The sequence below is a fragment of the Bradyrhizobium sp. WSM1253 genome (genome assembly GCF_000244935.1).
In the GTDB taxonomy this organism is placed as follows: domain Bacteria; phylum Pseudomonadota; class Alphaproteobacteria; order Rhizobiales; family Xanthobacteraceae; genus Bradyrhizobium; species Bradyrhizobium canariense.
Map to the genome: position 1 here is coordinate 5486280 of NZ_JH600073.1, position 12504 is coordinate 5498783.

A 12504-nucleotide genomic window follows, 5' to 3' on the forward strand; every position below is an offset into this window, starting at 1 on the left:
CGCATAACGAAGGCCGGTAGTAATGGGTCCTGGCTTTCGCCAGGACGACGAGGAAACAGGAGGATCCGATGGATCTCGCATTCACGAAAGAAGAGCAGGCGTTTCGCGAGGAAGTGCGGTCATTCTTCCGCGACAACGTGCCGCCGGATACCCGGCGCAAGCTGGTCGAGGGCCGCCACCTCTCGAAGGACGAGATGGTGACGTGGTGGCGCATCCTCAACAAGAAGGGCTGGGGCGTCAGCCACTGGCCCAAGCAATATGGCGGCACCGGCTGGACCTCCGTGCAGCACTACATCTTCAACGAGGAGCTGCAGTCCTATCCGGCGCCGCAGCCGCTCGCCTTCGGCGTCAGCATGGTCGGTCCCGTGATCTACACCTTCGGCAATGAAGAGCAGAAGAAGCGGTATTTGCCCCGCATCGCCAATGTCGACGATTGGTGGTGCCAGGGTTTCTCCGAGCCCGGCTCCGGCTCCGACCTCGCCTCGCTGAAGACGAAGGCCGAGCGCAAGGGCGACAAGTGGATCATCAACGGCCAGAAGACCTGGACCACGCTCGCCCAGCACGCCGACATGATCTTCTGCCTCTGCCGCACCGACCCGTCCGCCAAGAAGCAGATGGGCATCTCCTTCATCGTGTTCTCGATGAAGTCGAAGGGCGTCACCGTGCGCCCGATCCAGACCATCGACGGCGGCGCCGAGGTCAACGAAGTGTTCTTCGACGACGTCGAAGTGCCCTACGAGAACCTGATCGGCGAGGAGAACAAGGGCTGGGATTACGCGAAATTCCTGCTCGGCAATGAGCGCACCGGCATCGCCCGCGTCGGCGTCTCCAAGGAGCGGCTGCGCCGCATCCGCGACCTCGCCGGCAAGGTCGAATCCGGCGGCAAGCCGATCATCCAGGACGCGGCCTTCCGCGACAAGCTCGCGGCCTGCGAGATCGAGCTCAAGGCGCTCGAGCTGACGCAGCTCCGCGTCGTCGCCGACGAAGGCAAGCATGGCAAGGGCAAGCCCAATCCGGCGTCGTCAGTGCTGAAGATCAAGGGCTCCGAGATCCAGCAGACCACCACCGAACTGCTGATGGAAGTGATCGGCCCGTTCGCGGCACCCTACGACGTGCACGGCGACGACGGCTCGAACGAAGCCATGGACTGGACCGCCCAGATCGCGCCGAGCTACTTCAACAACCGCAAGGTCTCGATCTACGGCGGCTCCAACGAGATCCAGCGCAACATCATCGCCAAGGCGGTGCTGGGGCTGTGATCGATTGAATACAGGACGCTGTCGTCCCCCGCGAAGGCGGGGGACCCAGTACGCCGCGGCGGTCATGAGTACGACGGGCCGCTGCGTTTACTGGATCCCCGCCCCAGTGCGCAATTGCGCACAAGGCGGGGATGACATTTGAGGGTGAGGCGACGGCAGGGCAATCCCGCCGATTTGGAGAGAGACATGGATTTTGATCTGAACGAGGAGCAGCGGCTTCTCAAGGAAAGCATCGACGGCCTCTTGACCGATTCCTACGATTTCGAGAGCCGCAAGAAGTACATGAAGGAAAAGGGCGGCTGGAGCAAAGCCGTTTGGGGCAAACTCGCCGAGCAGGGCCTGCTCGGTCTGCCCTTCGCGGAGGCCGATGGCGGCTTCGGCGGCGGCGGCGTCGAGACCATGATCGTGATGGAAGCGCTCGGCAAGGCGCTGGTGCTCGAGCCTTATCTCGCGACCGTCGTGATCGGCGGCGGCTTCCTGCGCCATGCAGGCAGCGATGCGCAGAAGGCCGCGCATGTGCCCGGCATCGTCGACGGCAGCAAGACGCTCGCCTTTGCGCAGCTCGAGAAGAACTCGCGGTACGATCTCTTCGACGTCACCACGACGGCGAAGAAGAGGGGTGATGGTTGGGTCATCGACGGCGAGAAGTTCGTCGTGCTCAACGGCGAGAACGCAGACACCCTCATCGTGACCGCGCGCACCAGGGGCGAGCGCCGCGACAAGAGCGGCATCGGCGTGTTCCTGGTGCCGGCCAACGCCAAGGGCGTCGCCAAGAAGTCGTATCCGACCCAGGACGGCCTGCACGCCGCCGACATCACCTTCACCGGCGTCGAGGTCGGTGCCGACGCGGCGCTCGGCAATCCCGACGATTCGCTCGCGCTGATCGAGCGTGTGGTCGACGAAGCCCGCATCGCGCTCTGCGCCGAAGCGGTCGGCCTGATGGACGAGTCGCTCAAGACCACGGTCGAGTACATCAAGACGCGCAAGCAGTTCGGTGTCGCGATCGGCTCGTTTCAGTCGCTGCAGCACCGCGCCTCCGACATGTTCGTCGCCACCGAGCAGGCGCGATCGATGTCGATGTTCGCGACCATGGCTGCTGATTTCGAGGACGCCAAGGAGCGCAGCAACGCCGTTGCCGCGGCCAAGGTGCAGATCGGCAAGTCGCTGAAGTTCGTGGGGCAGCAGGCGATCCAGCTCCACGGCGGCATCGGCATGACCATGGAGGCGAAGATCGGCCATTACTTCAAGCGCCTGACCATGATCGAGAACTCGTTCGGCGACACCGACTACCATCAGCGCCGCGTGGCGGATGGTGGCGGGTTGATCTAGGGCTCTCCACCGTCATTGCGAGCGAAGCGAAGCAATCCAGAGTCTTTCCGCGGAGACGGTCTGGATTGCTTCGTCGCTACGCTCCTCGCAATGACGGAGTACGCGGCCTCAACGGAGCAACAACAATGAAAAACACCCCGTTCGATCTCACCGGCAAGGTCGCCGTGGTCACCGGCTCCAGCCGCGGCATTGGCCGCTCTTCCGCCGAACTGCTCGCAAAGCTCGGCGCCAAAGTCGTGGTCTCCTCGCGCAAGGCCGATGCCTGCCAGGACGTCGCCGACGGCATCAAGGCGGCCGGCGGCGAGGCAACCGTCATCCCCTGCAACATTGCGCGCAAGCAAGAGGTCGAGGCGCTGATCGCGGGCACGATCAAGCACTACGGCAAGATCGACATCCTCGTCTGCAACGCCGCCGTCAACCCGTATTACGGCCCGCTGCTCGACATCACCGACGAAGCCTTCGACAAGATCATGGGCTCGAACGTCAAGAGCAACATCTGGCTCTCCGCGCTGGCGATCCCGCAGATGGCCGAGCGCGGCAACGGCTCCGTCGTCATCATCTCCTCGATCGGGGGCCTGCGCGGTTCGACCGTGATCGGCGCCTACGGCATCTCGAAAGCCGCTGACTTCGCGCTGTGTCGTTCGCTCGCCGGCGAATGGGGCCCGAAAGGCGTCCGCGTCAACTGCATCGCGCCCGGCCTCGTCAAGACCGACTTTGCCCGCGCGCTGTGGGAAGACGAAGCAAATCTAAAGCGCCGCACCGCCACCACCCCGCTGCGCCGCATCGGCGAACCCGACGAAATCGCAGGCGCGGTGGCCTACCTCGCCTCGGATGCTTCGAGCTTCATGACCGGACAGACCATCGTCATCGACGGCGGCGTGACCACGGCGGCGCCGTAGCCGCCGCTCCTCCGCTACGGGCGGCGCTCGGCCAAGGTGCGTTCGATGGCGCTCTCGATGGCGCGTACGACGATCAGGGCCGAACGTTCGTCGAGATGCACGCCGTCGTCCCAACGCAGCTCGCGTCGCGGCGGATCGATCGGCAGCCAAAGCGCGCGATCCGGGAAGGCTTCGTCGACGATCTCGTTGGTGATCCGGACCATGCGCGAGCCTTCGATCTCCGGCGCAAACGGAACGTGAATCAGAAACACGCGGGTGCCGCGCCGCTGCAGTTCCTCGATGAGCTGTCTGACGTGGACCACATTCGCGCGTACCGGCACGGTCGGGTCAGCTTCGTTCATCTGCTCCAGCGCGCGGTCGAGATAGACCTTGTTGTCGAACGTGCCCGGCGGCTGGCTGAGCAGGCGATCCCGCTCGGCGCGCGCCCGGGCGGGATCGGGTTCACCGTGTTTCCAGCTTTCATAGCCCGCGACCGCTGTTCGCACCGGGCGCAGCAGCAGCGCTTCGGTGCGCGCGCCGCCGGAAAATTTCTCGATCAGCGCGCTATCCGGCTCGCGCGTCAGGACATTCGTCTCGATCAGCACGATCTTCGGCGGGGTCGGTCGGTTCGCGACGATCTCGAGACCCGTCACCGGTGAGCCGCCCGCCAGCGAAAGATTGCGGACGCGCGGCGGCGAGAAATACTCCTCCTTGAGGCGCCAGGCGACCGAGCTGCCGACCAGCACGATATCAGGCGTGGGATCCCGCACATAGCGGTTGAGGCTGACGAGGCTGCCGCCGCGGGTCGTGACCGCCGGCTGCTGCAGGGCCGAGCCGAAGCGCGCCGTGGTGAAGGCGCAGGCCAGCAGCAGCGCGGCTGCCGCCACCGCGCACTTGATCAGCCATGAAAGCGAAAAATCCTGCTGCATGTCAGAACTGGAAGTAGATGAAAGTGCTGTCGGGCCCCGCCTCGAGACAGGCGAGCGCTGCGAGCGCGCCATAGAGATACGGCTCCCATCGCCGCAAGCGGCCTTCGACGAACGCGCCGATGCCGATATGCTGGATGATAACAGGCAAGGCGTAAAGCAAAGCCAGATTGGTGAACAGTTTTGGTGGATTGGGCGCGTCCGTCGCCATGAACATTCCCTTGAGATAGCTGAGCGCGTGGTCGAAGTTCGGCAGCTTGAAGAAGATCCAGAGCATCGTGACGCAGAAGAACACGATGCCCATCCGGATCACCCGCACCGCGGGGCTTCGATCGCCCAGCAGCTTCAGGAACGGTCGTTCGATCACGAGCAGAAACCCGTGCGCCATCCCCCACAGCGCGTAGCTCAGGCTTGCACCATGCCAGAGACCGCCAAGCGTCATCACGATCATCAGGTTGAGAGTGGTTCGTGCCGGTCCATGACGGTTGCCGCCGAGCGGAATGTACAAATAGGTCCTGAGCCAGCTCGACAATGAGATGTGCCAACGCGTCCAGAACTCCGAGAATGAAATCGAGATGTAGGGCAAATTGAAGTTCACGGGCAGGCGATAGCCGAACAGCAGGCCGAGGCCGAGCGCAATCGCCGAGTAGCCGAAGAAGTCGGCGTAGATCTGGTAGCTGTAGAGGAACACCAGCAGCCAGCGGTCCTGCGTGCGCAGCGTCTCGTAGAGCGGGAAGTCCATATAGGACGTCATCTCGTTGAGATTGTTCGCCACATACAGCTTGAAGAAATAGCCGACCAGAATCCACTTCGCGGCCTCGACGAAGGCGACGTCGCCGATCCGCTTGGGAACGATCTGCGGCATGAACTGGGCCGCACGCGTGATCGGGCCGGACACCAGCTGCGGAAAGAAGATGATGTAGAGGAACACCTCGCGCAAGCGCACGGTGCGCTTCTCGCGCGTCAGATCGACCAGCAGGCTGATGTTGTGGAACACGAAGAACGAGATGCCGATCGGCAGCGGCAGCCGCAGCAGGAAGTCGATCGGCGCGGAGCCGGTCAGATGGGCCGCGGCGGCGTCAACGAACAGGAACTTGTATTTGAAGAACGCCAGCAGGCCGAGATTGAAGACGATGCCGGCCGGCATCCAGAAAGTTCGGTTATCAAACGCAAGCACGAGGCAGAGATAGGTGCCGAGCACCGCAACGAGCAGCAGCGGCAGCAGCTCGGGCTGGCCGAAGCCATAGAAGAACACGCTTGCGAGGACGAGCAGCGGGACCTGGAAGCTGCGCAGCGAAGGCAGGTAATAGACGCCAAAGACGATCGCGACGAAGACGCCGAACTGAAAAGAAGTGAAGGTCATGCCGCCCCATCTGCCCGCCCGGCATGTAGCATTTTCGCATTCTCCGTCCTAGTCCGGTGTCCTCCCCCGCTCCAGGGCAGTGGCATATGAAATTCAAAAGGACCGCGCCGCTTGCTCCGCCTCTCCCGCTTGCGGGAGAGGCCGACGCGCCCCGGGCGATGCGAAGCATCGTCCGCGCGCGGCGGGTGAGGGCTCTCACCCCTTGGGGATTCCCTCCGCAATTCTTGACAATCCCATTGCGGAGACAGCCCTCACCCCAGCCCTCCCCCGCAAGCGGGGGAGGGAGCGCACTGCCGATGCCGCCGCCCCCCCCCGGGGAGGATCAACGCCGGCGCCTTGACCTGCTGCCGGCAATCCCGTTTTCTCTGCCCCAACACAACAACCCCTCCTCACGGGAACACGCCAAGGGCAAGCTGCCATGTCTTTCGTCCTCGCCATCGACCAGGGCACCACCTCCTCGCGCGCGATCGTGTTTCGCGGCGACATATCCATTGCGGCAAAGGCGCAAGCCGAGTTTCCGCAGCATTTCCCCGCCTCGGGCTGGGTCGAGCACGAGCCGGAGGACATCTGGACCTCGACCGTGACGGTCTGCCGCGAGGCGATCGCGCAAGCCGGCATCAGCGCAAAGGACATCGCCGCGATCGGCATCACCAACCAGCGCGAGACGACCGTGGTGTGGGATCGCGCCACCGGGCAGGCCGTGCATCGCGCCATCGTCTGGCAGGACCGCCGCACCGCCGACATCTGCGCGAGACTGAAAGCCGACGGCCGCGAGCCCGTGATCTCGCAGAAGACCGGCCTGATCATCGATCCCTATTTCTCCGGCACCAAGGTCGCCTGGATTCTCGACCACGTCCCCGGCGCGCGGGCGCGTGCCGCGCGCGGCGAATTGATGTTCGGCACCGTCGATTGCTATCTGCTGTGGCGCCTCACCGGCGGCAAGGTGCATGCCACCGACGCCACCAACGCCTCGCGCACGCTGTTGTTTAACATCCACACCGGGCAGTGGGACGACGAGCTCTTGGAGATCATCGGCGTGCCGCGCTCGATGCTGCCCGAGGTGAAGGATTCCTCAGCCCGCTTCGGCGAGAGCACGCCGGATCTGTTCGGCGGCGCGATTGCGATCTCCGGCATCGCCGGCGACCAGCAGGCCGCGACCATCGGCCAGGCCTGCTTCCGTCCGGGCATGATGAAATCCACCTACGGCACCGGCTGCTTCGCCCTGCTCAACACCGGCACCACGCCCGTGGCCTCGAAGAACAAGCTGCTCACCACCATCGCCTACCAGCTCGGTGGCAAACGCACCTACGCGCTCGAAGGCTCGATCTTCGTCGCAGGTAGCGCGGTGCAGTGGCTGCGCGACGGCCTCGGCATCATCAAGCACGCCGCCGAGACCGGACCTCTCGCCGATCAATCGGATTCGATGCAGAGCGTCTATCTCGTCCCGGCCTTCGTCGGCATGGGCGCGCCGTACTGGAATCCGCGCGTGCGCGGCGCGCTGTTCGGCCTCACCCGCAACACCGGCCCGGCCGAGCTTGCCCACGCCGCTCTGGAAAGCGTCTGCTACCAGACCTTCGACCTCTGGGCCGCGATGCGGGCCGACTGGCCGAGCTCGGAGGTGGCGAGCGTGGTCCTCCGCGTCGATGGGGGCATGACCGCATCCGACTGGACCATGCAGCGCCTCGCCGACCTGCTCGACGCGCCGGTCGACCGCCCCGTGATCCAGGAGACGACGGCACTGGGCGCCGCCTATCTCGCGGGTCTCGAGGCCGGCGTCTATCCCGAACCGACCAAGTTCGCCGACAACTGGCGCCTCGAGCATCGCTTCAAGCCGAACATGAGCCAGGCGACGCGCGAGCGGAAGCTGGCGGGCTGGGCGAGGGCGGTGAAGGGCGTGCTGGCGAGCGACGAGGGCGAGGGTTAGGCCGATCTCGTAGCCCGGATGGAGCGCAGTGAAATCCGGGGTTCTCTGGAAGCGATTACCCTGACGCCGCGATGAACGAGGCGTATCCACAAACTCCGCCGTCGTCCTGGCGAAAGCCAGGACCCATAACCACCGTGCTAAGTTGCCTTTGACCGCTGTCGGCCCCAGCCTGCCGCAACGGCGACCAGCTGTGGTAATGGGTCCTGGCTTTCGCCAGGACGACCCGGAATGTGTGGCCGGCGCTCAGCTTCAACGGGACGCATCCCATGATCCTCCCCGACGGCTATTCCGACATCCCCGCCGGCAAGATCGTTGCCGTCGTCACCCATCTCGAGATGACCGCGCGCCCTGCGCGCCGCGCCGATCCGCCGGGCGCTCCATCAGGTCTTTGGACCCTGCGCAAGGTCGATACCCCCGCGCTTCATTGGTATCGCGACCTCCATCGTCGCGTTGGCGAGGAGTGGTTGTGGTTTTCGCGGGCGCGCATGAACGACGCCGAGCTCGCCGCAATCATCCACGCACCGGGCGTCGAGGTCTATGGGCTTGTCGTGGACGGCCACGATGAAGGCCTGCTGGAGCTGGACTTTCGCGAGGCCGGCCAGTGCGAGCTCGTGTATTTCGGTGTCACCGCGAAACTGATCGGGAGCGGTGCCGCCCGCTTCCTGATGAACCGCGCGCTTGAGCTCGCATGGTCACGCGACCTGTCCCGCGTCTGGGTGCACACCTGCACCTTCGATCATCCGTCGGCCGTCGCGTTCTACCAGCGCTCGGGCTTCCGCCCGTTCCGCCGCCAGATCGAGATCGCCGACGACCCGCGCCTCGATGGCACCGCGCCACGGACCGCGGCCAAGCATGTGCCGATCATCGGCTAGTGCGCAGCTGCCTTCCGACCGTCAGTGCGAGGAGCCATTGCGACGAAGCAATCCAGACTGTTTCCGTGGAAAGATACTGAGCCTCCCCTAAATCGGTGGCTGGATTGCTTCGCTGCGCTCGCAAGGACGGAGTGTGGCGCTGTCGTCGCGTTTCATTAGGGCTACGCGCTCCCAAGTTGACGCGACGCAAGCAATCAAGCCTCGGAAGCGTAGCCCGGTTGGAGCGGAGCGAAATCCGGCACAGCGTCCCCGCATTCCGCTCCGCTCCATGCGGGCTACACGCTCAAAACACCTCCTGCTTCGCCCGCGCCAGCGAGAACCCGCGCTGCATCGCATTGAAGCACGTCAGCCCCGTCGGCTCCGACCGGCACGTAAACCCCGCGCGCTGCCAGACCTCGCCATAGGACAGCACCGGCAATGACGGGTCCATGATGGTGTCGCCGACGCAGATGCGGCCTGCGCTGCCTTTCGCGCTCATCTCGAAGGCGTTGCCCCATTCCAGCTCGCAATCGGCCGGACGGCGCGGCCGCGTGTCCAGGTTCATGATGTCGCAGCGGAGCACGCCTTGACCATTGTCAGTGAAGAACTGGCAGGCGATGTTTTTCGACGGCGTCTGAAAGCCGATCGGACGGTCCTGCGCGTGGGCGAGGCTCGCGGCCAGCAGGGAGAGCCCGAGTGCGACCGTTGCAAGTCGTTGCGTCATGCATGCTCCTGCGCCCAGCTCTGCCATGCCCGGACTTGATCCGGGCATCCATCGCTTCCTAATCTGAGAAGAGATGGATTGCCGGGTCAAGCCCAGCAATGACAAAGGCTGCCAAACCATGTTCCTGATCGGCCAATACGATTCCCCCTTCGTCCGCCGCGTCGCGATCGCGCTGCGGCTTTACGGCCTCGCCTTCGAGCACAAGCCGTGGTCGACCTTTGGCGATGCCGACAAAATCGCGCCCTATAACCCGCTGCGCCGCGTGCCGACGCTGGTGCTCGACGATGGCGAGGCGCTGATCGAGAGCACGGTCATCCTCGATTATCTCGATGAATTGGTAGGGCCGGAGAAGGCGATGCTGCCGCGCTCCGGCGCCGAGCGCCGGCGTCATTTGCGCATCTGCGCGCTCGCCTCCGGTCTCGGCGACAAGGCGGTCAGCCTGCTCTACGAGCGCGTGCTGCGGAAGGAGCAGCTTGCGCTGTGGGTCGAGCGCTGCCAGGCGCAGATCGCGGACGTGCTGAAAGCGCTGGAGGCCGAGCGCGCCAGGGTGACCACGCCATACTGGCTGGGCGATCGTATCGGCCACGCCGACGTTGTGGTCGCCTGCGTCGTCCGCTTCACCCGTGAGGCGCACCCGCTTCTGTTCGAGCCATCGCGCTATCCGTCGCTATCGGCGCATGCCGACGCTTGCGAGGCGCTGGCGCCGTTCCGGGAGATCGTGCAACCGCTGGCACCGCCGAAGGGGTGAGGCTCTTTCAATCTCTCCCGCGGGCGGTAGGGCCATCGCATATGAAGAAGCATATGGCTGGAAGCTCGGCTGCGGCCATCCTTCGAGACGCCCGCCTGCGGCGGGCCCTCAGGATGAGGGATGCGTATGCGGCAGCACTTCACGCGGATGGATGCAGCTGAGCCTCATCCTGAGGAGGCCGCGAAGCGGCCGTCTCGAAGGACGAGGCGCTCGCTCGGGCGCCGCTGAGACGTCATATGCGTTTGTCCTTCAGCCAGGGGGGAGAGGCGAACCGAGAAGCGCCGCTACGCGAACCCGACCTTGATCAGGATCATCAGGAAAAGGCCGCCGACGACCGCGCAGACCGCGGCACCGATCAGCGGCCCCAGCGCGCCCTCCCGGCGTGCCGGCTCCAACACGGCCTGCCCCGGCTGGTCCGGATCGTAATAGACCTGGACGCTCTTCCCGGGCCGATATTTCGCAGCGCCCTCTTCGGCGACCTCGCGCAGGCCGGAGATCATGGTGCCGTTCCAATCGACTTCGGTGCCGATGAAGTCGCGCTTGCCGACCCTGTAGGCGTAGCGCAGGTCGACCTGATAGCGGTGGACGAGCTTTGATGTCGTCGGTCGATTGTCGTGCTCGGTCTTCTCTTCGATGATTTCCTCGATCACGTCGCAATGGATGACCCTGCCCGACGCGGTCGGCCAGCGCAGGCTGGCGCTCGCCAGCCGGCGCGTCCGGACATAATCGGCGGCGAAGAACACCCCGCCCACGAGCACGATGATCGGCACCGCGAACGCGAATAGCGGGACGCCCTTGTCGGCGTAGAGCACGTGGCCTGCGAACGAATGCGCGGTCAGGGTGGCGGCGATAATTCCGAACACCAACGTGAACGCCACCAGCGCCGCGACGTTCTGCGCGGCGGCGGGCTCCAGCAGCGCCTCGGTCGGTTGCTTCGGATCGACATGGACCTCGACATGGGCGCCGACCGGATAGCGTCCGGTCAGTTTTGCGGCCAAGACCCTCGTCGTGATGACGGGGCCGCCGACAAAGATCTTGTCGCTTTCCAGCTCCTGGCCGCCGGCCTGATAGCGATAGCGGATGATGGGCTTGGCGTCGTTCCGATCGTCCGAGGAATGCGCCGCCGGCTGGTCGACTCGGGAGACCGTGATGATGCCCTCCACCTTGTCCCAGCTCCGCGCGGCCACCATCCGGCCGCGCATGCGGACCAGGTTGAACAGCGTCAATCCAAACAGCAGCACGGCGATGCCGGCGGCAATCTGTGTCCACATCAATTGTTGGGCGTTCAGCATCCGATTCCCCTGCGCTTCGGCGGCGACCGCCATTGGTCGCAGCGAACGCGGGTTGCGTTCATGGCAGGGGTGCGGCGCCGATCCTATCTCCTCGTGCAGGGCTTGATCTCGCCCGAGGCAGAGTGCATCACGATCGGATTGGGCGACAGTCTGATGCCAAAGAACAATTGAGAGCCGGAGACCTTGTCGTTCGTCCCCTCATGGACGTCCAGATCGAGCTTCGTCGCGATCTCGGAGGTCAGTTTGGCCCTCTCCTCCATCGAAATCGCGTTGTGATATTTGATTTCGTAGACGACGTCGGCCTCCAGCACGGACCGCGTCTGGCACACGACGCCGCCGCTCGAAACGTTCTGAGTGACCGCGTCCTCACACTCGGCCTTCAGCAAGGCGTTGCGGGCCGAGATCAGCGACTCGTCGGATATCAGCAGAATGCTGGCATTCTCGAGCTTGAGGTTGACGGCCTCGACCTGCTGCATTCCGGCGAGGGCCGACAGCTTGTCCTTGACCTGGGCCGACACGTCGAGCCTCTTCTCGAGCGACTGCTTCAGGTCCCGGTCGACGGTCCGCGATTTCTGGATCTTGCCGGTCAGCAGCGTTGGATCGACATCACAAGTCGGATGCAGCTCCAGCCGGCCGTTGCTCAGATACTCGATGGTGTTGATCGTGCCGGGGCCGCCGAACGTGCTTGGCGGCACCACCTCGAAATATCCGGTCTCGGAGAGGATGGCCGTGATCGTCTGCTTCTTCCGCGGGAATCCGGCGTAGACCGCGACCATCACGAGGCCGATCGCGACGAAGACTCCGCTACCAAGCCAAAGCCATTTGCGGCTTGCTATTTTCCCGGGCAGCACAACTGATTTTTCTCGCCGCATGGCACATAGCCTTTCGGACAGTCCGCCGCGGCAATCGTGGGCAGCACGACGAGAGCGATCGCGGCGAGGAACGGTGCAATGAACTGCTTCATTTGTTCGATCCCAAGCAAATCGTCGGTTGAAGGTAGTAGGCCGAGAGAGTAGCGAACCAAGGTTGAGCGGACAAGTGAACGAGTTCACAAGCGGCCGATTCTTGCGAGGGCGCATCCGCAGCTGTTCGATGTGCTGCGTCGTTCCGGTACAGGCTGAGCATTTGCTTCACCAATGTCGTCCTGGCGAAAGCCAGGACCCATGACCCAAATGGGTCATTTGGCGAAGATTGGTCGTTCGGTATTACC

At 64.3% G+C, this 12504-nt stretch carries 12 protein-coding genes; 6 read left to right on the plus strand and 6 right to left on the minus strand.

What is annotated here, in order from left to right; all coding sequences use genetic code 11:
* The first annotated feature begins 68 nt into the window (after positions 1-68).
* The 3 genes from pimC (at position 69) to BRA1253DRAFT_RS27300 (ending at position 3487) form a co-directional block, all read left to right on the plus strand.
* Positions 69-1259: a pimeloyl-CoA dehydrogenase large subunit gene (pimC, locus tag BRA1253DRAFT_RS27290; RefSeq protein ID WP_007599723.1), complete on the plus strand. Its 1191-nt coding sequence runs from the start codon at positions 69-71 to the stop codon at positions 1257-1259.
* A gap of 186 nt (positions 1260-1445) precedes the next feature.
* The gene (gene pimD / locus BRA1253DRAFT_RS27295) at positions 1446-2588 is read left to right on the plus strand and encodes a pimeloyl-CoA dehydrogenase small subunit (protein ID WP_007599724.1); all 1143 of its coding nucleotides are present in this window, start codon (positions 1446-1448) and stop codon (positions 2586-2588) included.
* A 125-nt stretch (positions 2589-2713) separates the two neighbouring features.
* A complete protein-coding gene (locus BRA1253DRAFT_RS27300; protein ID WP_007599725.1) occupies positions 2714-3487 on the plus strand; it encodes an SDR family NAD(P)-dependent oxidoreductase in 774 nt (257 codons plus the stop codon).
* Positions 3488-3501: 14 nt separating this feature from the next.
* Here the strand turns inward: BRA1253DRAFT_RS27300 and BRA1253DRAFT_RS27305 are convergent, their stop codons facing one another.
* Both BRA1253DRAFT_RS27305 and BRA1253DRAFT_RS27310 read right to left on the minus strand, forming a co-directional pair.
* Entirely contained in the window at positions 3502-4395 is an 894-nt protein-coding gene (locus tag BRA1253DRAFT_RS27305) for a hypothetical protein (RefSeq protein WP_007599727.1), read from the minus strand.
* A 1-nt stretch (position 4396) separates the two neighbouring features.
* Positions 4397-5755: an MBOAT family protein gene (locus BRA1253DRAFT_RS27310; protein WP_007599729.1), complete on the minus strand. Its 1359-nt coding sequence runs from the start codon at positions 5753-5755 to the stop codon at positions 4397-4399.
* Between the two features lie 418 nt (positions 5756-6173).
* On the opposite strand from BRA1253DRAFT_RS27310, the gene glpK reads away from it, so the two are divergent.
* Together glpK and BRA1253DRAFT_RS27320 are read left to right on the plus strand one after the other, a co-directional pair.
* A complete protein-coding gene (gene glpK / locus BRA1253DRAFT_RS27315; RefSeq protein WP_007599731.1) occupies positions 6174-7679 on the plus strand; it encodes a glycerol kinase GlpK in 1506 nt (501 codons plus the stop codon).
* A gap of 266 nt (positions 7680-7945) precedes the next feature.
* Positions 7946-8551 carry an N-acetyltransferase gene (locus BRA1253DRAFT_RS27320; protein ID WP_007599733.1) on the plus strand — a complete coding sequence of 202 codons (606 nt, stop codon included), beginning with the start codon at positions 7946-7948 and terminating at the stop codon, positions 8549-8551.
* 283 nt (positions 8552-8834) lie between these two features.
* Here the strand turns inward: BRA1253DRAFT_RS27320 and BRA1253DRAFT_RS27325 are convergent, their stop codons facing one another.
* Positions 8835-9254 carry a DUF6636 domain-containing protein gene (locus tag BRA1253DRAFT_RS27325; RefSeq protein ID WP_007599735.1) on the minus strand — a complete coding sequence of 140 codons (420 nt, stop codon included), beginning with the start codon at positions 9252-9254 and terminating at the stop codon, positions 8835-8837.
* A gap of 118 nt (positions 9255-9372) precedes the next feature.
* Between BRA1253DRAFT_RS27325 and BRA1253DRAFT_RS27330 the strand changes: the two genes are divergently transcribed.
* A complete protein-coding gene (locus BRA1253DRAFT_RS27330; RefSeq protein WP_035995420.1) occupies positions 9373-10002 on the plus strand; it encodes a glutathione S-transferase family protein in 630 nt (209 codons plus the stop codon).
* Positions 10003-10286: 284 nt separating this feature from the next.
* Here the strand turns inward: BRA1253DRAFT_RS27330 and BRA1253DRAFT_RS27335 are convergent, their stop codons facing one another.
* The 3 genes from BRA1253DRAFT_RS27335 to BRA1253DRAFT_RS45895 all read right to left on the minus strand — a co-directional run bounded on the left by BRA1253DRAFT_RS27335 (position 10287) and on the right by BRA1253DRAFT_RS45895 (position 12258).
* Positions 10287-11294: a DUF3592 domain-containing protein gene (locus BRA1253DRAFT_RS27335; protein WP_088941392.1), complete on the minus strand. Its 1008-nt coding sequence runs from the start codon at positions 11292-11294 to the stop codon at positions 10287-10289.
* An 83-nt stretch (positions 11295-11377) separates the two neighbouring features.
* Positions 11378-12145 (minus strand): hypothetical protein, encoded by a 768-nt coding sequence (locus tag BRA1253DRAFT_RS27340; protein ID WP_245285966.1) that lies wholly within the window; start codon positions 12143-12145, stop codon positions 11378-11380.
* Positions 12127-12258, minus strand: coding sequence for a hypothetical protein (locus tag BRA1253DRAFT_RS45895; RefSeq protein WP_007599743.1), 132 nt, complete (start codon positions 12256-12258; stop codon positions 12127-12129). Before BRA1253DRAFT_RS45895 ends, BRA1253DRAFT_RS27340 begins: the two co-directional genes overlap by 19 nt.
* Positions 12259-12504 lie beyond the last annotated feature (246 nt).

Excerpts from the sequence above, each read along its gene's own strand:
- pimC (WP_007599723.1), top strand. The coding sequence starts at position 69 with ATGGATCTCGCATTCACGAAAGAAGAGCAGGCGTTTCGCGAGGAAGTG.
- pimD (WP_007599724.1), top strand. The coding sequence starts at position 1,446 with ATGGATTTTGATCTGAACGAGGAGCAGCGGCTTCTCAAGGAAAGCATC.
- BRA1253DRAFT_RS27300 (WP_007599725.1), top strand. The coding sequence starts at position 2,714 with ATGAAAAACACCCCGTTCGATCTCACCGGCAAGGTCGCCGTGGTCACC.
- BRA1253DRAFT_RS27305 (WP_007599727.1), bottom strand. The coding sequence starts at position 4,395 with ATGCAGCAGGATTTTTCGCTTTCATGGCTGATCAAGTGCGCGGTGGCG.
- BRA1253DRAFT_RS27310 (WP_007599729.1), bottom strand. The coding sequence starts at position 5,755 with ATGACCTTCACTTCTTTTCAGTTCGGCGTCTTCGTCGCGATCGTCTTT.
- glpK (WP_007599731.1), top strand. The coding sequence starts at position 6,174 with ATGTCTTTCGTCCTCGCCATCGACCAGGGCACCACCTCCTCGCGCGCG.
- BRA1253DRAFT_RS27320 (WP_007599733.1), top strand. The coding sequence starts at position 7,946 with ATGATCCTCCCCGACGGCTATTCCGACATCCCCGCCGGCAAGATCGTT.
- BRA1253DRAFT_RS27325 (WP_007599735.1), bottom strand. The coding sequence starts at position 9,254 with ATGACGCAACGACTTGCAACGGTCGCACTCGGGCTCTCCCTGCTGGCC.
- BRA1253DRAFT_RS27330 (WP_035995420.1), top strand. The coding sequence starts at position 9,373 with ATGTTCCTGATCGGCCAATACGATTCCCCCTTCGTCCGCCGCGTCGCG.
- BRA1253DRAFT_RS27335 (WP_088941392.1), bottom strand. The coding sequence starts at position 11,294 with ATGCTGAACGCCCAACAATTGATGTGGACACAGATTGCCGCCGGCATC.
- BRA1253DRAFT_RS45895 (WP_007599743.1), bottom strand. The coding sequence starts at position 12,258 with ATGAAGCAGTTCATTGCACCGTTCCTCGCCGCGATCGCTCTCGTCGTG.